The sequence below is a fragment of the Fluviibacter sp. genome (genome assembly GCF_057744235.1).
Genome location: NZ_JBIJFP010000013.1, coordinates 1 through 22017 on the forward strand (window position 1 = coordinate 1; position 22017 = coordinate 22017).

Genomic DNA, 22017 nt, shown 5'->3' on the forward strand with positions numbered 1-22017 from the left:
TTTCGCACGGCGAAATTCACATCGCCATCACCGCCCTGATAGGCCAGACCCTTGTTCTCCAGGGTACCGATCAGATCCAGCATTTCCTGCACGTATTCGGTGGCACGCGGCTCTTTGGTCGGGCGCAGCACGCTCAGAGCATCGCTATCTTCATGCATGGCAGCAATGTAGCGATCCGTCAGTTGCTGAATGGTCTCGCCCCGCTCATTGGCGCGGTTAATGATCTTGTCATCGATATCGGTAATATTGCGCACGTAGTCGACCTGATAGCCCTGCGCCATCAACCAGCGGTAGACCATGTCGAAGACCACCATGACCCGGGCATGGCCCAGGTGGCAGAAGTCATAAACCGTCATGCCGCAGACGTACATGCGTACCTGCCCCGGATGAATCGGTTGCAACGGGGTTTTTTCACGGGCCAGGGTGTTATAGATCGAGAGCATGTCGGTGCGCAGAGTCAGAAAAGCAGTGGAAATGCAGATAAAATGCGTCTTTGAATATAGCACGAGTCTTGATATCGTCGTTGATAGCCTCGTGCCTCAAACCTCACCGATCCCTAGGAGACGCCTTTCATGCAAACCGTGATTCTGAACACCAACTACGGCCCGATCACTCTGGAACTCGACAGTGAACACGCACCAAAAACCGTAGAAAACTTCCTGAACTATGCGAACGACGGTTTCTACAACAACACGATCTTCCATCGCGTGATCAATGGCTTCATGATTCAGGGCGGTGGTTTCGAGCCGGGCATGAAGCAGAAGCCGACCAAGGCCCAGATCAAAAACGAAGCGAACAACGGCCTGAAGAACACGGCCGGCACCATTGCCATGGCACGTACCAACGACCCGCATTCGGCAACCGCCCAGTTCTTTATCAACGTGTCGGATAACGATTTCCTCAACTTCAAGAGCGAATCGCCGCAGGGCTGGGGCTACGCCGTGTTCGGCAAAGTGACCGATGGTATGGATGTGGTCAACAAGATCAAGGCCGTGAAAACCGGCACCAGCGGCTTCCACCAGGATGTGCCGAAGGAAGACGTGGTCATTCAGTCGGTTACCGTTAAATGATCTTTTTTGCGTCCGATGTGCATCTGTCATCGGACACCCCGGCGATTACGGCACGCTTCCTAAGTTTTCTGGAACGTGCCCGCCGGGAGGCTCAGTCGGTTTATTTGCTGGGTGATATCTTTGAATCATGGGTGGGCGATGAAGACCTCGGTCTCAAAGCCTATCAACCGGTGTTCAAAGGACTGAAGGATACGGTTCAGGCGGGTGTTGCGGTGTATTTCATGGCTGGCAACCGGGACTTTATGGTGAGTCATCAGGCCCTTGCAGAACTGGGCATCGTGCCTCTTGAAGACCCTTACGTGCTCTCGACGACGTCCTGGCAGTTTGTGCTGTCACATGGCGACCTTTACTGCACAGGGGATGTGAGATATCAGGAGTTTCGTGCCAAAGTACGCATTCCTGAGAACCAGGCCAAGTTTCTACGCCTCCCCTATTGGCTGCGTCGAGCCATTGCAAGCTGGATACGCTGGCGCAGCAAAGGCCGCCGCTACGATGCCCAAACCGGCAGGATTACCGATGTTGATTTAGGCACGGTGGAAGACGAGGTGCGACGCTTTGGTTATGCCACCATGATTCACGGCCATACCCACCGGCCTGCTACCCACGACCACATTGTGGATGGCATTCATGTCGAGCGCTGGGTGCTGGCCGACTGGCATCCAGAAAAGGGCGAATACCTGACCTGGGATGATGCGGCAGACAACCCGCGCCTCATCCGTCAGACCATTTAATCGTTTGTTAATCTTGAATTTTTGCTTTTCAGCTACTATATGGGCACTACGTGTCTGTTTTCCTGAAGGAATCTGAATCATGGATATTCGTTCGACCCCGTCTTATGGCGGTGCCACCCTTAACGTTGCCCGCAACCAGGTACTACGTAATACCTACTGGCTGCTGGCGCTGTCGTTGATTCCCACTGTGCTGGGCGCGGTCGCCGGTATGGCGGCGGGCTTTCCGTCGCTCATGGCCGGTAGCCCGATCATGGGTACCCTGCTTTTCTTCGGCATTGCCTTTGCCTTTATGTACGGCATCCAGCGCAATAGCAACAGCGGCACTGGCGTGATCCTGCTGCTGGGCTTTACCTTCTTCATGGGGGTGATGCTGTCGCAGATTCTGAGCGTAGCGCTGGGCATGACCAACGGTGGCGCACTGATCGCCATGGCCGGTAGCGCCACGGCAGCAATCTTCTTCTCGCTGGCTATGTACACCAGCGTCAGCAAGCGTGACTTCAGCTTCATGGGCAACTTTCTGTTTGCCGGCCTGATTCTGCTGATCATCGCCTCGCTGGCCAATATCTTTCTGGCCATCCCGGCCATGGCGATTGCCATCTCGGCCATCGGTGCCTTGCTGTTCACCGGTTACTTGCTGTATGACCTGAGCCGCATCGTCAACGGTGGCGAAACCAATTACATCACAGCGACGCTGGCGGTGTATTTGGACATCTACAACTTGTTCGTCAGCCTGCTCAACCTGCTGATGATCTTTACGGGTAATGACCGCGACTAAGCGTTTGCGACCGGTTTCTCCCCAAAAAAAGCGCCCTGCGGGGCGCTTTTTTATTGATGGATCAATGCCTTAGAAATATTTCAACGAATCTGTCAACGCGCCGTCTCCCAACTGCGTTATTTGCCCTACGCGGTCTGAAATCTGGACTGAACAACCATACAGAGGTTTACCAAATGGGCAAGAAAGCTTCAACAGAATTGGTCGTGCGCCAGCTGGAGCACTCGCTGCACATGACGTCTAAAGAAATCGAAGGCCTGGCTCGTAACTCCGCCGTTTGCGATTACGACCTGGGTCTGCTGGATCAAACCAGCATGAAGAAGTGCCTGGCCGATTCTCTCAAGCTGTTTGTCGAGGAAATCGCCCGCTTTAAAACCAAAAACGGCGCAGCATATAAACTGGCTCGTCAGATCTTCTCGACGGCGTACCTGAATAACGCTGAGCTGATCGTGAAGGTTGCCGCCTAAGTCTGCAGCAACGATCTCGTAGGTCTGAATGTCAAAATGCCCGGCGCTAAGCCGGGCATTGTCTTTGGTACAGACTTTTAATAGCCTCAGGCGCGGCGGAATACCGCAATCGACTCCACGTGCGCCGTATGCGGAAACATATTGGCAATACCGGCACCTAGCAGCTCGTACCCCTTCACATTGACCAGCACGCCGGCATCCCGCGCCAGCGTGGCCGGATTACACGAGACGTACACAATGGTATGCGGTGCCTGACCCCGTGGTTGCTCCGCATCCGGTAGGGCCTTGACCAGCTCCAGCGCGCCTTCGCGTGGCGGGTCGATGAGCATGCGATCCAGCACCCCCAGACGCGCCATCACCGGCAGACAATCTAGGAACAGATTGGCGGCAAAGAAACGGGTGTTGTCGCACATGCCGTTGCGTGCGGCATTTTCAGCGGCCCGCTTAACCAACGCCTCACTACCCTCAACACCGACAACCGTGGCACCGCTATGGGCAATGGGGAGCGTAAAGTTGCCGAGGCCGCAGAACATATCAGCCACCCGTTCACCGGGCTGAGCATCGAGCAGGCGCATGGCTTTGGTGACCAGCGCATGGTTCATGGCCGGATTGACCTGCGTAAATTCGGTTGGCGCAAACTGGAGCGACAGCCCATAGTTGGGCAAGCGGTATTCCAGTAGCGGCGAATCACCCGTCACGAGCGGTTGCACGGTTGCCGGGCCACCCGGTTGCAGGAACCAGCGAATACCATGCTGTTCGCCAAACTGACGCAGTCGAGCCAGATCGCCCTCGGTCAGCGGATCCAGATGACGCAGCACAAAGACGGTATCCAAGGTGCCTGGTTGCGACGGATGTTCGCCCACGGCCACTTCCACCTGGGGCATACGGTCCGGGGCAGACATGCCTTCAAACAACGCCCGCAGAGGTAAGAGCAGATCCGACACATGTTTGGGCAGGATGCTGCACGAGGTCATGTCGGCAATATAGCTGCTGCGACGCTCGTGGAAACCGACCAGAACACCACCTTTTTTTGGGACCAGCCGCACGGACATGCGGGCACGGAACCGGTAATGCCAGGCCGGGCCGGAAATCGGGGAGTAGATCGATGCGGGTTTGACGTTACCCAGGTGCTGTAGATTGTCTTCAAGCACCCGCTGCTTAGTAGCAATTTGCAGGGTGGGGTCGGCGTGCTGCAAGGAGCAGCCACCGCACACGCCGAAGTGCGGACAACGCGGTTGAACCCGCGCCGAGGCAGCGCGATGCACTTCGGTCACCCGAGCCTGTTCGAAATTGGGTTTACGGCGGTAGCTGAGCCAGGTGACCCGCTCGCCGGGCAAGGCGCCCTCAACAAAGATGGTTTTGCCGCCGTCTCTGGCAATTCCCTGACCCGCGTGGTCAAGCGATTCAATGATTCCTTCGGGCATAGGTCACCTGGCGCATCCCGCGCATGAAAAGTGGCATCAATCGGTCATCCGAGGAGGCTGATTGTACTTGATGACCATCGAGGATTTTTGAGTTTTTTGGCCGCTGTTGCCAGAGGGCAAACTGTGTATAATTTACTCAGACTGCTTTTGTAGTCATGTTCTGGCCGGAGGCTTCCGGGTAGAATATTCTTCAACGACCTTTTTCTAAGGGAAGAAAATGAAACAATCGCTCCTCGTTGCTGCTCTGCTGGCTCTGGCTGTTACCGCTTGTGGCAAAAAAGAAGCCCCGGCTGCTCCGGCTGCCCCGGCTCCTGCCGCTGCTCCGGCTGCTGAACAAAAGCCGGCTGAAGCCGCTGCTCCTGCTGCTGCCCCGGCCGCCGCTCCTGCTGCTGCTCCGGCACCGGCAGCCAAGTAATCGCTTTTGCGATCTTGGAACCGCTTCGGCGGTTACGAAAAACCGGCCTCAGGGCCGGTTTTTTTATGAGGGTTGCAGTGTCAACCAGTCAAAACCCTCGGCCTGGGTTGCCAGATAAAACCAGCCCGGCACTTCACCCAGTGCTTCTTTGACGGCCGCCAGCACATGATCCGGCGAGTTGTTGGATTGCGACAAATGGGCGGCCACCACATGCTGCATTCGATCCAGCGACATGCGAGCCAGAAAGCCGGCGGCATCGCGGTTACACAGATGACCATACCGGCCCGCAATGCGTTGCTTCAAACTCTCGGGATAAGACGACTGGGCGAGCAGTTCGGGGTCATGATTGAATTCAAGCACCAGGCCATCACAGGCGATCAGCGAGCGCTCCACATGCGGTGTCAGCATCCCGAGATCGGTAAGCACACCCAGTCTTATCTCGCCATACGCAATGACAAATTGCACGGGCTCGCGGGCATCATGAGGCACGGGAAACGGACAGATCTCCACGCAGCCCAATTCGAAAGGCTGATGGCTATCAATCAGTCGTAATGTAACGCCGTTGCAGGCTTCAGCGGAGCGGTGATGCAATGCTGCATGGGTGCCACGGGTCAGGCAGACGGTGGCACCGGTTTTACGGGCCACGCCCATCACCCCGCCAATATGGTCGCCATGCTCATGCGTCACCAGAATGGCATCCAAGCCTTTGGGGTCAATACCGCGGGCTTCGATACGGGCAAGCGCCTGACGAACTGGCAAACCACAGTCAATCAACAGGCGGGTCCCTCCTGGGCCGCCCGCCTCGATCAGTAATGCATTCCCCTCGCTACCACTGCCGAGAGAGGTAAAACGAATCACCGCAACTGCTGGAGGAGCAGATCCAGAATCTGGCGGGCGATCGGCGAGACATCGGCCTGATTACCCGGCGCCAGCACGATGACGTTGGTCGGGCCACCCAGCTGCTGCTCGCGGACGCTGATGCGATACTGCACCTTGGTAGGAACCTTGTCGTCCTTGCTGCGCCAGAAGGCCAGGCTCGCCCAGAAGCCGCCGCCATCCTTCTCGACCACCGACTTATCGTCGGAATCGACGTAGCGGACGTAATACAGGCCACTGGCCCGTTCACGATCTTCCACGGTAAAACCGACCCGATCCAGCGCCAGGCCGATACGACGCCAGCTACGATCAAAGTTGTCATCGACGATCAGCATGGCACCGCCATCCGGTGCCGTACCCATACGGGCCTTATCCAGCGAGACCGACTTGCCACCGCCGTCGATTTCCTTGGCCAACTTCTTGGCTTCGACTTCATCAACCCCATCAAACTTAAACATCAGACGACGCAGCATTTCAGCTTCCAGGGTCGGATCGGCGTCACGCGGCTGCCAGCGTGTCTCGCTCTTGCCTTCGGTCACGTACACTTCCACCATACCGCGGTGGCTGATGAAAATGTCGGTGGTTCCAGGCTTAGGCCCTTTTTCCAGACGCGTGCGGTACATGTCGCGCTCTGCCGTGGAATACAGTGTCCCCAATACCTTGCCGAGGAAACCCTGGACGGCACCACCCGGCACTGAGGCGCGATTTTCGGCCCAGTCGGTTTCCATCACGCCGGTTTGCGGGTTTTCTTTCTTGATGACAAAGCCGTTTTCCTGCCAGAAGGCCTTGGTCACATTCCAGGCCTTGTCTTCCGGGACGGTCACAACCAGCCAGCGGTGGTTCCCCTGGCGTTCGATCTTGGCAACACCGCGAGCACCATCTGGCAACACACTTTCGTTGGTGTTCTGCTTCTGAGCCACTTTGTTCTTGGCATTGATCTGCGAGAACACGGCGGCACCTGTTGTCGCGACATTGGGCGCGGCATACTGGCCTGAGTTACTCGGACGCGTCAGATCCGGCGGGATATCCAGCGGTGGCGCTTTCGCCGCCGTGCCGTAATCAATCTTCTTGGACTCCGGCAGATAGGCACAACCGGCAAGCAAACCTGCCAACACAACGGTAGCAGACTGCAGACAACGACGCTTCAGCAACTTCATCGGATCAGAGCCCTGCCTGTTTCATGGCAGCGCGAACGCGCTCGTGGAACGCCGGCGCCAGGGAAGTTAGGGGCAAACGCAGGCCATGCGACATGAGGCCCATTTCTGCCACGGCCCATTTAACGGGAATCGGGTTGGCCTCACAGAACAGATGACGATGCAGACCAAGCAGCGGACGGTTAATACGTAGGGCTTCCTCCACGTTACCGGCGGCTGCGGCAACACACATATCGTGCATGGCGCGCGGTGCCACATTGGCCGTAACCGAAATATTGCCGTGGAAACCCATGAGAATGGTCGACATACAGGTCATGTCATCACCGGAGTAGAGGGCAAATCCTTTCGGTGCCCGCTCGATGAGATCGTAGGCACGATCAATGTTGCCGGTGGCATCCTTGACGCCAATGATGCCCGGCACCTGGGCCAGACGCAAAATGGTGTCATTGCTCATATCGGCCACGGTACGACCGGGCACGTTGTAGAGAATAACCGGCAGGTCGACGGCTTCGGCAATACTGCGATAGTGCTGATACAGACCTTCCTGCGTCGGCTTGTTGTAGTAAGGCACAACCGACAGCCCAGCATCGGCACCGGCATCCTTGGCGCGCTGATGCAGATAGATGGCTTCCTTGGTCGAGTTGGCCCCCGTGCCCGCGATAATGGGGATACGGCCCGCCGAATGTTTGACAGCGATTTCGATCAGCTGGCAGTGTTCATCCACATCGACCGTGGGTGACTCGCCGGTGGTCCCGACCACAACGATGGCATCCGTTTTTTCACGGATATGAAAATCCACCAGATTACGGAACGCTTCAAGATCCAGCGTACCGTCTGCGTTCATGGGGGTAACAATGGCAACAATCGAACCGGTGATCATCGGGGAACCATCCTAAATGGCAAAAGCGTGGTCGTAAAAGCAGAAGCCCTATTATCGGTCAAAAACCGGATGGGTTTCCGACCGTCAGGAAAACTCCCGTATTCTAGCTGAAGTTCAGATCTCGGCGAGTGCCCGCAGGTGGGCCGTAACACTCCGGGCCAGCGCCGACATGACATACCCGCCCTCAAGCATGGAGACGATTCGGCCGTTGGCATGGCGAACGGCCACATCACGCAGCTGGGTGGTGACCCACGCATAATCCTTCTCGAAGAGTTTCATCCCGCCCATATCGTCTTCGTAATGGGCATCAAAACCGGCTGAAATAAAGATTATTTGCGGTTTGAAGGCTTCCAGACGCGGTATCCAGGATTCGAGCACGGCCGCTTGCAGTTCTTCACCCCCCGAACCGCCCGGCAACGGCACATTGACCATATTGTCGGCCGGCTTGTCGGTGCCCGAGTACGGATAGAACGGATGCTGGAAAATGCTGCACATCAGAATACGGTCATCACCGGCGCAGATATTTTCGGTACCGTTACCGTGGTGAACGTCAAAGTCGATGATCGCCACGCGCTCCAGTTTGTGGTGGGTCAGCGCATGGTAGGCGGCAATAGCGATGTTATTGAAGAAGCAGAAGCCCATCGGGGTTTCACGCTCGCAATGATGGCCGGGAGGCCGGATGGCGCAGAATACGTTTTCCGCTTTCTTCTCCATCAGCATATCCACGCCCAGAATACCGGCACCGGCCGAGCGCAGCGCCGCCTGCCAGGTATACGGGTTCATGGCCGTATCTGGGTCCAGATGGGCAATACCGAACGAAGGCGACGTGTCCTTGATCTTCTTGATATGTGAGGCCGGATGCACCAGCATCAGCTGCTCGATAGTCGCCAGCGGTGCGTCGTAATGCGTGAAGTACATGTCGATACCCTGGGCGATCAGGTGATCCTGGATCGCGGTCAGGCGCCCCGGTGCTTCGGGATGCAGATCGCCCATATCATGCTTCAGGCAGTCCGTATGTGTAATAAATGCAGTACTCATGAAACCCTACCCCTCCCCTTACAGCACATCAATGCTGCAACCTTCCGTTATGCGTGCCGGAGTTCAATTGCTGACACGGTCTATGATTATTTATTCTGATTATCTGCCCATTCCGGCACAGGTTCAAGCATACTTTCGCCAACCATGACTCTGCTCAATTTTTTTATTCATCGGCCCTTGATGCGCCGACCCTTGGCTCGTCGCTTTTGTCTTACCCTCCTCTGTACGCTGGGGCTGATCTCCGGGCAAGCAGATGCCAAACCCAAAAAAACCGCGCCCGAGCCACGCACGCCGGTGATGGCCGGCAACCCTGCCCTGCAGGACTTCATTCGTGAGATGCAGGAAAAGCATGGTTTTGACGGCACCGCCTTGACCCAGCTGTTTGACAGCCAACGCCCGGATAGCCGTGTGATCCGCATCATGGCACCGGCACCGACACAGCAGACCCCCAATTGGGCGGCTTACCGCAGCCGCTTTGTGAACCCACGCCGTATTGATCGCGGCATTCAGTTCTGGAACACCTATAGCAGCGACATTGCCCGGGCTGAACAGCAGTTTGGCGTGCCGGCCGAAATTATCGTGGCAATTATTGGCGTCGAAACGGAATACGGTCGCAACATGGGTAGCTTCAGCGTTCTGAATGCCCTGGCGACGATTGGTTTCTACGGCGAGCGTCGTCGGGAGTTCTTTCAATCCGAACTTGAGCAATATTTGCTCCTGGCTCGGGAGAACCAGCTGGATATTGCCGGCACCCGCGGCTCGTTCGCCGGTGCCATGGGTATTCCACAATTCATGCCGAGCAGCCAGCGACGCTGGGGCGTGGATTTCGATGGCGATGGCCGGATCGATCTGCGGCATAGCCCGATTGACGCGATTGGCAGTGTCGGCAATTTTCTGAAATCTCACGGCTGGGTGAGCGGCGAGATTACCGTGATTCCGACGCAAGCACCATCGCCGTTGCCTGAAGGATTTGCCAAAGTTGATATCAAGCCGGGGATACGTCTCGAGGCCTTCCACGATGCCGGCTTTGCCTTCCAGAGCCCGCTTCCTGATCGCACACTGGCCACCCTGGTAACCCTCAGCACCCCGTATGAATCAGATCGTTACTGGCTGGGATTGCAGAACTATTACGTGATTACCCGTTACAACCGATCCGCTGCCTATGCCATGTCGGTGATCGAGCTGGGTGCGGCCATTCGTGAAGCCCGTCATGAACGCCTGCAGTCACCAAGCCTGACGCTCAACAACAGCAACACCACATCAGAATAACGAATCCGGCGTCAGACGCCGACCCCGCACAATCCCCTGCAAACGGACCAGCGCCTCGGACTGAATCTGCCGCACCCGTTCGCGGGTCAGTTGCAGGTCGGCGGCAATCGCTTCCAGCGTCTCCGGTTCACCACCGCGTAAACCGTAGCGACGTTCAATAACCTGACGCTGACGCTCAGGCAGCATATCCACCCAGGCCATCAGCAAGCGGACGGATTCGGAATTGGCAAAGGTCTCATGCGGGTCATCGCCCTGGGTATCCGGCACCAGATCGACCAGCGTATGCGCCGAGCCATCCTCCAGCGGTTGATCCAGAGACAACACCTGTTCACCCCGCTGCATAAGTGTCTTCAGGTCATCGGTGGAACGGCCACTGAGTTTAGCCAGCTCTTCCATGCCGGGATCCCGTGCGTGCTCGACCGCAAATTGACGGCGCTGTCGTTGTACGGCATTAATGTCCCGCACCAAATGGACCGGCAAACGGACCAGACGCCCCTGATTCAAAACGGCACGTTCGATGCTTTGTCGAATCCACCATGAGGCGTAGGTGGAGAAACGGAAGCCCCGCTCTGGATCGAATTTATCCAGTGCATGCATGAGGCCGAGATTACCTTCTTCGATCAAATCCAGCAGTGGCAATCCGCGGTTCATGTAGTGACGTGCAATCGAGACCACCAGACGCAGATTACGCTCCACCATCTCCTGACGGGCAGCAAAGTCACCCGCCCGCACACGGCGTGCAACCTCGCGCTCTTCATCCGCCGTTAATAATGGCCGCGCACCGATTTCGTTCAGGTAAGTCTGCGTCACATCGGCGGCAACACGCTCTGGAGGTTGCCGTGCCACACTTTGCCCAAAATCCGGCGGCTGTACCTTGCCGGCGTCGACCATCAGGTCTTCATCGAGAGGCTCCAGCAAGGGGGCTGCATCCTCAGCTAACGAGGCATCTCGTATGCTGTCGTCATCATGCTCTGCCGCACCACCGGAAGCCGCTATCTCTTGCTGGCGATCCGGTCGACGCGGCATGATGTCTATGAACTCCGCTGATTGAGGAACTTCATGGGGTCGACCGGCTTACCCTGTCGACGCACTTCGAAATGCAACATCACCGTATCCGCATCACTGTCGCCCATGTCGGCAATGCGCTGGCCACGCTTCACCATCTCGCCTTCCTTGACGAGGATCTTGCTGTTATGGGCGTAGGCGGTGAGATAGTTGTTTTCGTGCTTGATGATCACGAGGTTACCGTAACCCCGCAAACCGGAACCGGCATAAACCACTTTGCCTTCCGCCGCCGCGTCGACTGGCTCGCCCATCTTGCCGGCGATATTAATGCCTTTGTTCGAGGCATCATTGAATCCGGCAATCACTTTACCCTTGGCCGGCCAGGCAAACTTGACGCCGTCGGCCATTGCTGCAGCAGTCGCCGCCGAAGTTGAAGGCATGTCATCGACCGGCTTCTTGGCGGCCGCAGGCGGTGTTGCTGACGACTTGGTTACTGTGGCGCCCTTGTCTTTATCCATCGGGTCGGTCTTGGCCGTCGATGTGGCGGCCGGCGCCTTCTTGCCCGGCTTGCCGGCCGAACGACGCACGCACAGCGTCCGATCTAGCTGAATGATATTCGGATTCGACAGCTGATTCATGGCCGCGATCTCGCGATAATCTGCGCCGGCATCAAGCGCAATACCAATCAGGGTATCGCCCTTGCGAACGGTCCAGGTCTGCGTACAGTCTTTGGGCAACGGCGGATACGGCGACGCCGTTGCTGCGACTTTACTGCCATCATCCACGGGGGCGCGCGACAGTGAGCTACAGCCAGCCAGCATGGCTATCAGCAGCACACTACCCACCCAGATCGTTTTTTGAGACTGCGTCATTCCACACCCGGTAACATCGGCACAAATTTCACTGGCTCCATCAACTGCTCGTTCCAGCCTGTCTCTGTCCGTTCAATAACCAACATGCGCTGTATGGCGGCCTCCGAACTGGCACCATACGGCAGAACCATTCTGCCACCAACCGTCATTTGCTGTAAGAGGGCATCCGGCACTTTCGGGGCAGCCGCGGCCAGAATGATGGAATCAAACGGTGCCGCTTCGGGAATACCCAGATAACCATCGCCATGTTTCAAACGGACATTGAAGCACTTGATGGTTCGCAGGTTGACCTTGGCACGATCAATCAACCCCGCCAGCCGCTCGACGGAATACACCTCTTTGGTCAAGCCAGCCAATACCGCCGCCTGATAACCACAACCGGTACCGATCTCCAGCGTTTTACCCAGTGGTCGATCACCCGCGCGCAGACATTCGATCATCCGCGCCACAATAAACGGCTGCGAGATGGTCTGCCCCAACCCCAATGGCAACGCCGTATCTTCGTAAGCCCGATGGGCAAACGCCTCATCGACAAAAAGATGGCGTTCAACTTTGTTAATGGCACCAAGGACACCTTTATCAGCAATGCCCTGCTGCTGCAGGCGCTCGACCATACGGGCGCGTGTTCGCGCCGAGGTCATCCCCTGACCAAGTGGTGCCCGACTCATCGTTCAGGCCAGCCAGTCACGTACGGCATCCAGCTGCCCGGTATGGGTCAGATCCAGACGTAAGGGCGTAATCGAAACATAACCGGCAGCCACCGCATGGAAATCCGTCCCGGGGCCGGCATCCTGTGCACCACCGGCAGGCCCTACCCAATAGACGGTTTCACCGCGGGGATTGGTCGCGCGAATCACGGGTTCTGCCTTGTGCCGCTTGCCCAGCCGGGTCACTACCATGCCGGCCAGTTGATCAAAAGGCAGATCAGGCACATTCACGTTGAGCAATATGGGCTGGCCGAACGGGCGAGCCAGCAGGCGCTCGCAGAGAATACGCGCCACCTGCCCAGCAGTTTCGAAATGGCGGCTTTCTTTGCCGACCAGCGACATGGCAATAGCGGGCACGCCTAGCAGGTAGCCTTCGGTTGCCGCCGCGACTGTACCGGAATACACCGTATCGTCGCCCATATTGGCACCATGATTGATGCCCGACACAATCAGACTAGGCAATGGCTCAATCAATCCGGTCACGGCCAGATGCACACAGTCGGTGGGCGTCCCATTCACAAATTTGAATCCGTTGGGTGCCGTACGCAAGGTGAGCGGTCTATCCAGTGTCAGGGAATTGCTTGCCCCACTCCGATCTCGCTCCGGCGCAACGACATCCATATTGCCGAGCGACGCTAACGAGGCATGCAGCACCTGCAGGCCTGTTGCAAAATAACCGTCATCGTTCGACAAAAGAATATTCATGGCGTCCTCGTATGGGCTCCAAGGATACCGCAAAGCACCCCTGATCCGACAGCATCCCGCCAAAAGAAAAGGAGCCCGCGGGCTCCCTATCTTTTGAATCTTCAAGCGACTTAGCGAATCAGCAGGCTTTCCAGCGAACGTCCCTGATTCAGGGCAGCCTGCACCCACAGAGGCTTACGGCCACGGCCGGTCCAAGTTTCCGACGGGTTCGACGGATTGGCGTATTTCGGGGCAACCGGCTTGCGAACACCTGAAGAGGCCTTACGGGTTTTCTTGGCGCCCGCCAGCTCTTCCAGCGAATAGCCGTGTTCACGGGCAATCGCTTTCAGTTTTTCGATCGCTGCTTCACGGGCAGCGCTGCTGGCTTCTTCGGTACGACGCTTGATTTCGGCCGGAATTTTTTTCAGAAGATCTTTTAATTGATCAAGATTCAGTGACGAGAGATCCATATATTTCTCCGTAATAGCTGTGTGGTATTTAAATTTTTAGCTCTTATTAAGAGCACATTTAAATTCTAATACCCGGTTTTCAAAAAAACAAGTCTTTGAATTAAATTAACCGTTAACTTTGATTAAAAACAATGTTTTTAATAAACCAGATAGAGGACTACCAGCTGCTCATTTAACAAAAGAAAAAGCCAACCCATCGGTTGGCTTTTTCCTGAAACTAATGGTCGGGGCGGCGGGATTCGAACTCGCGACCCCTTGCACCCCATGCAAGTGCGCTACCAGGCTGCGCTACGCCCCGACTAAGCCGCTATTCTATGCTAATACCGCCGTTCACTCAATGGAAAACGGCAACGAATCCTCAATAGCGCAGCAATTCAATCACTTCGCGGAGGTGCTTTGCCAAATCACCGCTCACCAGGCGGGGCTCTGCGACGGCTGACAGCTCATGATTCGACGTGGACAGCGAAGATGACATACTTGAGGGGTGGCTCAATTGATTACGCGCACCATGAATCGTATAACCCTGCTCGTAAAGCAGTTCGCGGATACGACGCACCAGCAAAACTTCATGATGCTGGTAATAACGGCGATTACCCCGGCGCTTAAGCGGTTTGAGTTGTGTGAACTCCTGTTCCCAGTAGCGCAGCACGTGGGCCTTAACACCGCAAAGATCGCTGACCTCACCAATGGTGAAGTAACGCTTGGCGGGAATCGGTGGCAACGCAGCCGTGCTGGCGACTGGTGCCGGTTCACTCGCGGCAAAAGATTGGCTGAACAGATCCGTCATGACAAATTAACCTGATGTTCAGAATCAGTGACGACCGGTTTTCTGGATACGCTCCACTTCATCCTTGAGCTTCTGGCTCGGATGAAAAGTGACGACTCGGCGCGCCGAGATCGGAATCTCTTCACCGGTTTTGGGGTTACGCCCCGGACGTTGCGGTTTGTCACGCAGTTGGAAGTTACCAAAGCCGGAAAGCTTGACCCACTGGCCCGCGCTCAGAGTATCGGAAATCTCGGCAAAAAATGCCTCGACCATATCTTTGGATTCGCGCTTGTTCAGGCCGAGATTCTCGAAGAGGATGTCGGAAACTTCTGCCTTGGTGAGTGTGGTCATGATGCCGTACTTTCGAAAAAACAAGGGACAGGTGATCTTCAGTCGTTGGCCGACACGACCACCTATCAAAAACGATTTTAGCGGATTTAGCTGCGCAGAGTCGCACCGGCCTGGGTTAACTGACCCAGCAGGTGCGCCATAACAGCCTCAACCTTTTGATCTTCAAGGGTTGTCTGAGTATCCTGCAAGGTAAAGCGGAAGGCAAGGCTTTTTGAGCCTTCCGGCACACCTTTGCCTTGATACTGGTCAAAGAGGTTGATCGAACGCAGGACATCCGGTGCATTGGCCCAGAGTTTGTCGACCAGGTTTTGCACCGGGGTGTTGGCATCGACCAGTACCGCCAGATCGCGAACAACAGCTTGGAATGCCGATACGGGGTCATACACCGGCAACCGTGCCGGCGTCAAGCCATCGATATCCAGTTCGAACAACACTGGGGCTGTTTCGAGCTCGTATTTCTGTACCCAGCGCGGGTGCAGTTCGCCCAGCCAACCCACGGCTTGACCACCGTTTTTGCCCACTCGCACGATGCGGGCCGAACGGCCCGGATGGAACGCCGGATGCACGGCCGCCTCAAAACGCAGGGGCTGCAAGGGGCTCAGTGTCTCGACATCGGCTTTGACATCGAAAAAATCAACAGCACGGGTCGGCGTCGCCCACTGCTCCGGTGCCACCCCACCCCAGGCCAGGCCAGCCAGACGCAGGGTTTGGCGATAGCCATCGACCTGGCCGTTTACCGTGGTTTCCGTCTGCCGCTCGAAGACGCGGCCGCTTTCAAACAGGCGCAGGCGTGACTGACGACGACGCTGGTTATGGATCAAGGTATTGATCAGGCCACCGATCATGGTCGAACGCATCACCGAGAGGTGGCTGGCAATCGGATTGGCCAGTGCTACCGGGGTTTCATTGGCCGCAAAATCCGTTTCCCAGGCAGACGGAGTAAAGGCCAGATTGATGACTTCCTGATAGCCTCGCTCCACTAGGGTGGTGCGCAAAGCGTTGAGCGGGCGGATGACTTCTGTCTGGCCCAGCATGTTCATCGGCCCCACCGGCGGCTTGGCCGGAATATGGTCGTAACCGATCACACGGGCCACTTCTTCGATCAGATCTTCTTCAATGGTCAGGTCATGACGCCAACTCGGCGGCGTGATGATCACGCCATCATCAGCCAGCGTAGGCTGGAAGCCCAGACGCTCGAAGATGGCTTTAATGTCACTATCGGATGGGTCAATGCCCAGCACCTTGCGGATGCGGGCAAAGCGCGCTTTCACAGGCTGACGCTCGGGCAGCGCGGTCACCTGATCCACAACCGGGCCAGGCTCACCACCACAGATTTCCAGAATCAGCTGGGTAATACGTTCCACACCGTTGACGGTATCGGCAAAATCCACGCCACGTTCAAAGCGGTGGCCTGCATCGGTGCTCAGTGTCAGCCAGCGGCTGCGACCCTGAATGGCCGACGGCAACCAGTAGGCTGCCTCGACAAAGACATCGGTCGTATTGTCGGTACAGGCCGTGCGCTCACCCCCCATGATGCCGGCCAGGCTGATGGCGCCGTTGGCATCGGCGATCACGCCATAGCGCTGATCCAGCGTGATTTCGTTGCCCCCCAGCAGCGTGAGAGGCTCTTCCGACTTGGCCCAACGTACCGTCAGACCACCCTGCACGCTGTTCAGATCGAACACGTGATTCGGGCGATTGAGTTCCAGCATGACGTAATTGGAGATATCGACCAGCGCACTGATCGAACGCAAGCCGGAACGCTCCAGACAACGCGTCATCCAGACCGGCGTTTTTGCCCGGGCATTCACACCCTTGATGATGCGACCAGTAAAACGACCACAGAGATCCGCTGCGTCAACACTGACCGGCAGCGTTTGCTGGTGCGTGGGTGCCACAGCATTCACGGCTGGCGCCGTGAACGGCGTATTGGTCAGGGCCGAGACTTCACGGGCCAGGCCGAGCAGGCCCAGACAATCCGGACGGTTCGGTGTGAGCTTCAGTTCCAGACAGATGTCATCGAGACCGAGCAAATCACGCAGCGGTGTACCTGCCTGGGCATCGGCATCCAAAATCAGCAGGCCATCGCTTTCCTTGGCCATGCCCAGTTCAACGGCGGCACAAAGCATACCCGCCGAAGGCACGCCACGGACCTTGGCTTCCTTGATCTTGAAGTCACCCGGCAACACGGCACCCGGCAGCGCACACGGCACCTTGAGGCCGGCTGCCACGTTGCTGGCGCCACAGACAATCTGACGCGGCGTGCCCTCACCGGCATCGACTTCACAGACATTTAGACGATCAGCATCCGGATGCTTGGTGACCGATAGCACATGGCCAACGACCACATGGTTAAACGGGGGGGCGACAGGGCCGCGTTCTTCCACTTCCAGGCCGGCCATGGTGAGAAGTTCGGCCAGTGCTTCCGAGGAGAGTTCCGGATTAACAAACTGGCGCAACCAGGATTCGGAAAATTTCATGATCGACGTCTTTCGAGAGGCTCGGGTGTCTTATTCAATAGGGGCAGCTGGATCAGAATCAGGCGGCAAACTGGCTGAGGAAACGCACGTCGCCTTCAAAGAACAGGCGCAGGTCATTAATGCCATAGCGCAGCATGGTCAGGCGGTCTGGCCCCATACCGAAGGCAAAGCCGACATAACGCTCCGGATCGATACCGGCTTCGGCCAGCACGTTCGGGTGCACCATGCCGCAACCGGCGACTTCCAGCCAGCGACCTTTGAGCGGCCCTTCTCCGAAAGCCACATCGATTTCGGCCGAAGGTTCGGTAAACGGGAAGAACGAGGGGCGGAAACGGACTTCGAGGGCTTCGGTTTCAAAGAACTGATGCAGGAAATCGATCATCACACCCTTGAGGCCGGCAAAGGTGACATGCTCCCCCACCCACAGCCCTTCGACCTGGTGGAACATTGGCGAATGGGTGGCATCAGAATCCACACGGTAGACACGACCCGGCGCAATGATGCGAATCTCGGGCATGCCTTCCTTACCGCCGTGTGCTTGCACATGCTGCTGCATATAACGCGCCTGGATGGGACTGGTATGGGTACGCAACAGCACGTCCTCTTGTACCTGACCCTGCGTATCCTTCAGATAGAAGGTGTCATGCATCGAGCGTGCAGGGTGATCGTCCGGGGTGTTGAGCGCGGTGAAGTTGAAGTAGTCGGTCTCGATTTCCGGGCCTTCGGCCACCGAAAAGCCCATCGAGGCAAACAACCCTTCGATACGTTGCAGGCTGCGCGTCACCGGATGCAGACTGCCACGATCCATGCCACGACCGGGCAGGGTGACATCCAGCGCCTCTTCTGCCAGACGGGCGGCCAACTGCGCCTCTTTCAGCGCCTCGCGTCGCGCATTGATGGCGGCTTCGACCTGGACCTTGATTTTATTGATGCGGCCGCCGGCTTCCTTGCGTTCTTCCACCGGCAGATTGACCAGGCCCTTCAGTGCTTCGGTCACAACACCGCTCTTACCTAAGTAACGCGCTTTGGTCACTTCCAGCGCATCGCCATCGCGAGCGGCCGCCAGGGCTTCGGCCAGTTCAGCCAGAAGGGCTTCGGGAGAAAATGGAGCTGTCGACGATGACATAAAGACCTCTGGAAAAAACGTTCAGAACATCGGTAAAGACAGGCCAAAAGGCTTAGACAATCTTTACGGATAATCCGAAAAAAAAGGAGGCGCAACGCCTCCTTTTTCGGATCGCTTGGCGATTACAGGCCGAGGCTTGCCTTGGCCTGGTTGGCCAGTTGGGCAAATGCCGGCTTGTCGAACACAGCCAGGTCAGCCAGAACCTTACGATCAACTTCGATCGAGGCCTTCTTCAGACCATTCATGAAACGGCTGTAGGTCAGACCCAGTTCACGCGACGCTGCGTTGATACGAGCGATCCACAGGGTACGGAACTGACGCTTGCGCTGACGACGGTCACGGTACTGGTACTGACCGGCCTTCATCACCGCCTGCTTGGCAATACGGTAGACGTTCTTACGACGGCCACGGTAACCCTTGGCCAGCTTCAAAACTTTCTGGTGGCGAGCGCGCGCCGTTACACCACGTTTAACGCGAGGCATAGTCTATTCTCCTTATGCGTAGGGCAGCATGGCTCGGACCGATGCGACGTCCGAGGCGTTAACGGTTTCCGGACCGCGCAGTTGGCGCTTCGACTTGGTCGTCTTCTTGGTCAGGATGTGGCGCTTGAATGCGTGGCCGCGCTTGATGCTGCCGCTGCCACGAACGCGGAAACGCTTTGCTGCGCCGCTCTTCGTCTTCATCTTGGGCATGTATATGCTCCTTTATGTCATGTCATCAGGTGGGCTCCGACGGAACCTCTTGTTAACCCGATGCCACTTGTAATGACCTGGCTGCTTACACAACCCGGTCAATCCTGCTGAAACCGCAACTGCTTAAGAAACTTAGGCAGCTGCCGTTTCGATCTGTTCGTCTTTCGCCTTCGGTTTAGCGCCTGCCGGGGTCTTCTTGACCGGGGCAATGACCATCACCATCTGGCGACCTTCCATCTTGGGCATCTGCTCAACTAAACCGATGTTCTCAAGATCTGCTTTCACACGTTCCAGCTGGCGCATCCCGAATTCCTGATGCGATAACTCACGACCCCGGAAGCGCAACGTTACTTTGACCTTGTCGCCTTCACCCAGGAAGCGCAGCATATTGCGCATCTTGATCTGGTAGTCGTTTTCGTCCGTGCCCGGCCGCAGCTTGATTTCCTTAACCTGAACCTGCTTCTGCTTCAGCTTGGCTTCATGCTGGCGCTTGGCTTCCTGATACTTGAACTTGCCGTAATCCATGATTCGGCAGACCGGCGGCGAAGCCGTCGGTGCGATTTCAACCAGATCCAGTTCGGCTTCTTCAGCCTGCGCTAGCGCGTCGCGAATGGAAACCACGCCGAGCTGTTCGCCTTCGGGCCCGAGCAGGCGTACCTGCGGGGTTGTGATTTCCTCATTGAGGCGGTTCGACTTCGGAAGAGCTATGACCGATACTCCTTAATTCAATAAAAACGAACCGCGCTTACCGGTAGGCTTCAACGTCTGCTTTCAGACGTTCGATCAGTTCTGAGACAGGCATCTGCCCAAAGTCCTGACCCCCACGGGTTCGCACGGCCACGAGACCGGCTTCTTTTTCCTTGTCGCCAACGACAAGTTGGTAAGGCAGCCGGTTAACGCTATGTTCGCGGATTTTATAGGTAATTTTCTCATTACGCAAATCGGCTTCCGCGCGGAAGCCGGCAGCGTGCAACTGATCAACCACTGTTTGGGCGTAATCGGCCTGTTTTTCCGAAATATTCAGGATCACAGCCTGCACTGGCGCCAACCAGGTCGGCAACGCACCCGAGTGGTTTTCGATCAGAATCCCGATGAAGCGCTCCAGCGAGCCAAGGATCGCCCGGTGCAGCATCACCGGCACGCGACGCGTGTTGTCTTCTGCCACATACTCGGCACCCAAACGGCCCGGCATCGAGAAATCCACCTGCATGGTGCCGCACTGCCAGGAGCGGCCAATAGCGTCTTTAATGTGGAATTCGATCTTCGGGCCGTAAAAGGCACCCTCGCCCGGCAGCTCGGTCCATTCCAGACCGGAGGCACGCAAACCAGCCCGCAGCGCGGCTTCTGCCTTGTCCCAGATTTCGTCGGAACCAACACGGCCTTCCGGACGCAATGCCAGCTTGACGGCGACTTCGGTAAAACCGAAATCGGCATACACCTGTTTCACCAACGCATTGAAGGCCGTCACCTCCGCTTCGATCTGGTCTTCCGTACAGAAGACATGACCGTCATCCTGCACAAAACCGCGCACTCGCATCAGACCATGCAAGGCACCCGATGATTCATTGCGGTGGCACGAACCAAACTCACCATAGCGCAGTGGCAGATCACGGTACGAACGCAGGCCCGCATTAAAAACCTGCACGTGACCCGGACAGTTCATCGGTTTCAGCGCGTAATGGCGCTTTTCCGACTCGGTTGTGAACATATTCTCGTGATAGTGGTCCCAGTGACCGGATTTTTCCCACAGGGAACGATCCAGAATCTGCGGACAACGCACTTCCTGATAGCCGTTGTCGCGATACACGCGGCGCATGTATTGCTCCACTTCCTGCCAGACCGCCCAACCCTTGGGATGCCAGAACACCAGACCCGGGGCTTCATCCTGCATGTGAAACAGATCCAGGGCACGACCCAGACGGCGGTGGTCACGCTTTTCGGCCTCTTCCAGCATGTGGAGGTAGCCATCGAGATCTTCTTTTTTCGCCCAGGCCGTGCCGTAAACTCGCTGCAGCTGTTCGTTCTTGGGGTCGCCACGCCAGTAGGCACCGGCAATCTTCATCAGCTTGAAGTGCTTGAGTTTGCCGGTCGATGGCACGTGCGGGCCACGGCACAGATCGATAAAATCGCCTTCGCGATACAGCGACACGTCCTGATCCTGCGGAATCGCGGCAATCAGCTCGGCCTTGTAACGCTCGCCCTGCCCTTCGAAAAACTTCACGGCATCATCACGCGACCAGACTTCACGGGTCACCGGAATATCTTTTTTGGCCAGCTCGGCCATGCGCTTTTCAATAGCGGCTAAATCTTCCGGCGTAAACGGACGCGAATAGGCAAAATCGTAGTAGAAACCGTTATCGACTGTTGGTCCGATGGTCACCTGGGCATCCGGGTAAAGCTCTTTCACGGCATAGGCCAGCAAATGCGCCGTTGAGTGACGAATCAGCTCCAGGCCTTCCGGGTCTTTATCCGTAATGATGGCCAATGGCGAATCGGTTTCAATCACGTAGCTGGTATCCACCAGCTTATCGCCAATGCGGCCACCCAGCGCAGCACGGGCCAGGCCAGCGCCAATACTGGCGGCCACATCCAGCACCGTTACGGGCTGGGGGTAATCTCGCTGGGAACCATCAGGAAGCGTAATAACGGGCATCGCGAGCTCGCATTCGGTGAACAAATCAATGACACAAACAAAAAGCCAGAGCAGGTGGCCGGGGTCGCGATGATTGCGATATTCGGCGAATCTGACTCTGGCTATCGATCTGAAT

General features: G+C 56.8%; 25 protein-coding genes and 1 tRNA gene. 6 read left to right on the forward strand and 20 right to left on the reverse strand.

What is annotated here, in order from left to right; genetic code table 11:
- On the reverse strand, positions 1-443 hold a 443-nt coding region (locus tag AC3GOJ_RS07365), incomplete at its 3' end, for a class I tRNA ligase family protein (protein WP_488236822.1).
- Positions 444-572: 129 nt separating this feature from the next.
- Between AC3GOJ_RS07365 and AC3GOJ_RS07370 the strand changes: the two genes are divergently transcribed.
- The 4 genes from AC3GOJ_RS07370 (at position 573) to AC3GOJ_RS07385 (ending at position 3040) form a co-directional block, all read left to right on the forward strand.
- Complete coding sequence (locus AC3GOJ_RS07370; RefSeq protein ID WP_488236823.1) at positions 573-1070, forward strand: peptidylprolyl isomerase; 498 nt, start codon at positions 573-575, stop codon at positions 1068-1070.
- The gene (locus AC3GOJ_RS07375) at positions 1067-1801 is read left to right on the forward strand and encodes a UDP-2,3-diacylglucosamine diphosphatase (protein ID WP_488236824.1); all 735 of its coding nucleotides are present in this window, start codon (positions 1067-1069) and stop codon (positions 1799-1801) included. Before AC3GOJ_RS07370 ends, AC3GOJ_RS07375 begins: the two co-directional genes overlap by 4 nt.
- 79 nt (positions 1802-1880) lie before the next feature.
- Positions 1881-2576, forward strand: coding sequence for a Bax inhibitor-1/YccA family protein (locus AC3GOJ_RS07380; RefSeq protein WP_488236825.1), 696 nt, complete (start codon positions 1881-1883; stop codon positions 2574-2576).
- Between the two features lie 173 nt (positions 2577-2749).
- A complete protein-coding gene (locus AC3GOJ_RS07385) occupies positions 2750-3040 on the forward strand; it encodes a hypothetical protein (RefSeq protein WP_488236826.1) in 291 nt (96 codons plus the stop codon).
- An 86-nt stretch (positions 3041-3126) separates the two neighbouring features.
- On the opposite strand, the gene rlmD is transcribed toward AC3GOJ_RS07385, so the two are convergent.
- On the reverse strand, positions 3127-4464 hold the full coding sequence (gene rlmD / locus AC3GOJ_RS07390; RefSeq protein WP_488236827.1) for a 23S rRNA (uracil(1939)-C(5))-methyltransferase RlmD: 1338 nt from the start codon (positions 4462-4464) through the stop codon (positions 3127-3129).
- A gap of 217 nt (positions 4465-4681) precedes the next feature.
- On the opposite strand from rlmD, the gene AC3GOJ_RS07395 reads away from it, so the two are divergent.
- Positions 4682-4879: a hypothetical protein gene (locus AC3GOJ_RS07395; RefSeq protein WP_488236828.1), complete on the forward strand. Its 198-nt coding sequence runs from the start codon at positions 4682-4684 to the stop codon at positions 4877-4879.
- A gap of 63 nt (positions 4880-4942) precedes the next feature.
- Here AC3GOJ_RS07395 and AC3GOJ_RS07400 read toward each other — a convergent pair whose 3' ends face one another.
- From AC3GOJ_RS07400 to AC3GOJ_RS07415, 4 genes are all read right to left on the reverse strand, one after another.
- The gene (locus tag AC3GOJ_RS07400) at positions 4943-5737 is read right to left on the reverse strand and encodes an MBL fold metallo-hydrolase (protein ID WP_488236829.1); all 795 of its coding nucleotides are present in this window, start codon (positions 5735-5737) and stop codon (positions 4943-4945) included.
- On the reverse strand, positions 5734-6912 hold the full coding sequence (gene bamC, locus AC3GOJ_RS07405) for an NlpB/DapX family lipoprotein (protein WP_488236830.1): 1179 nt from the start codon (positions 6910-6912) through the stop codon (positions 5734-5736). The genes AC3GOJ_RS07400 and bamC overlap by 4 nt, the downstream gene beginning before the upstream one ends.
- Before the next feature lie 4 nt (positions 6913-6916).
- Positions 6917-7789, reverse strand: coding sequence for a 4-hydroxy-tetrahydrodipicolinate synthase (gene dapA, locus AC3GOJ_RS07410; protein ID WP_488236831.1), 873 nt, complete (start codon positions 7787-7789; stop codon positions 6917-6919).
- Positions 7790-7903: 114 nt separating this feature from the next.
- Complete coding sequence (locus tag AC3GOJ_RS07415; RefSeq protein WP_488236832.1) at positions 7904-8827, reverse strand: histone deacetylase family protein; 924 nt, start codon at positions 8825-8827, stop codon at positions 7904-7906.
- A gap of 144 nt (positions 8828-8971) precedes the next feature.
- Between AC3GOJ_RS07415 and mltB the strand changes: the two genes are divergently transcribed.
- Positions 8972-10096 carry a lytic murein transglycosylase B gene (mltB, locus tag AC3GOJ_RS07420; RefSeq protein ID WP_488236833.1) on the forward strand — a complete coding sequence of 375 codons (1125 nt, stop codon included), beginning with the start codon at positions 8972-8974 and terminating at the stop codon, positions 10094-10096.
- On the opposite strand, the gene rpoS is transcribed toward mltB, so the two are convergent.
- From rpoS to thrS, 14 genes are all read right to left on the reverse strand, one after another.
- Positions 10088-11122, reverse strand: a complete 1035-nt coding sequence (rpoS, locus tag AC3GOJ_RS07425; protein WP_488236834.1) for an RNA polymerase sigma factor RpoS — start codon at positions 11120-11122, stop codon at positions 10088-10090. The genes mltB and rpoS overlap by 9 nt on opposite strands.
- 5 nt (positions 11123-11127) lie before the next feature.
- Positions 11128-11973, reverse strand: a complete 846-nt coding sequence (locus tag AC3GOJ_RS07430; RefSeq protein WP_488236835.1) for a peptidoglycan DD-metalloendopeptidase family protein — start codon at positions 11971-11973, stop codon at positions 11128-11130.
- Complete coding sequence (locus AC3GOJ_RS07435; RefSeq protein ID WP_488236836.1) at positions 11970-12641, reverse strand: protein-L-isoaspartate(D-aspartate) O-methyltransferase; 672 nt, start codon at positions 12639-12641, stop codon at positions 11970-11972. The genes AC3GOJ_RS07430 and AC3GOJ_RS07435 overlap by 4 nt, the downstream gene beginning before the upstream one ends.
- 3 nt (positions 12642-12644) lie before the next feature.
- The gene (surE, locus tag AC3GOJ_RS07440) at positions 12645-13385 is read right to left on the reverse strand and encodes a 5'/3'-nucleotidase SurE (protein ID WP_488236837.1); all 741 of its coding nucleotides are present in this window, start codon (positions 13383-13385) and stop codon (positions 12645-12647) included.
- 110 nt (positions 13386-13495) lie between these two features.
- Positions 13496-13834 carry an H-NS histone family protein gene (locus AC3GOJ_RS07445; RefSeq protein WP_488236838.1) on the reverse strand — a complete coding sequence of 113 codons (339 nt, stop codon included), beginning with the start codon at positions 13832-13834 and terminating at the stop codon, positions 13496-13498.
- Positions 13835-14055: 221 nt separating this feature from the next.
- Positions 14056-14132, reverse strand: a tRNA-Pro gene (locus AC3GOJ_RS07450).
- Positions 14133-14192: 60 nt separating this feature from the next.
- A complete protein-coding gene (locus AC3GOJ_RS07455; RefSeq protein ID WP_488236839.1) occupies positions 14193-14621 on the reverse strand; it encodes a MerR family transcriptional regulator in 429 nt (142 codons plus the stop codon).
- A 24-nt stretch (positions 14622-14645) separates the two neighbouring features.
- A complete protein-coding gene (locus AC3GOJ_RS07460) occupies positions 14646-14954 on the reverse strand; it encodes an integration host factor subunit alpha (protein ID WP_488236867.1) in 309 nt (102 codons plus the stop codon).
- Positions 14955-15037: 83 nt separating this feature from the next.
- Positions 15038-17431: a phenylalanine--tRNA ligase subunit beta gene (gene pheT / locus AC3GOJ_RS07465; RefSeq protein ID WP_488236840.1), complete on the reverse strand. Its 2394-nt coding sequence runs from the start codon at positions 17429-17431 to the stop codon at positions 15038-15040.
- A gap of 58 nt (positions 17432-17489) precedes the next feature.
- Positions 17490-18557 (reverse strand): phenylalanine--tRNA ligase subunit alpha, encoded by a 1068-nt coding sequence (gene pheS, locus AC3GOJ_RS07470; protein WP_488236841.1) that lies wholly within the window; start codon positions 18555-18557, stop codon positions 17490-17492.
- Positions 18558-18679: 122 nt separating this feature from the next.
- The gene (rplT, locus tag AC3GOJ_RS07475; RefSeq protein ID WP_448359993.1) at positions 18680-19039 is read right to left on the reverse strand and encodes a 50S ribosomal protein L20; all 360 of its coding nucleotides are present in this window, start codon (positions 19037-19039) and stop codon (positions 18680-18682) included.
- A gap of 12 nt (positions 19040-19051) precedes the next feature.
- Complete coding sequence (gene rpmI, locus AC3GOJ_RS07480; protein WP_284446497.1) at positions 19052-19249, reverse strand: 50S ribosomal protein L35; 198 nt, start codon at positions 19247-19249, stop codon at positions 19052-19054.
- A 132-nt stretch (positions 19250-19381) separates the two neighbouring features.
- Complete coding sequence (gene infC, locus AC3GOJ_RS07485) at positions 19382-19957, reverse strand: translation initiation factor IF-3 (RefSeq protein ID WP_488236868.1); 576 nt, start codon at positions 19955-19957, stop codon at positions 19382-19384.
- A gap of 37 nt (positions 19958-19994) precedes the next feature.
- Positions 19995-21902 carry a threonine--tRNA ligase gene (thrS, locus tag AC3GOJ_RS07490; RefSeq protein WP_488236842.1) on the reverse strand — a complete coding sequence of 636 codons (1908 nt, stop codon included), beginning with the start codon at positions 21900-21902 and terminating at the stop codon, positions 19995-19997.
- Positions 21903-22017 lie beyond the last annotated feature (115 nt).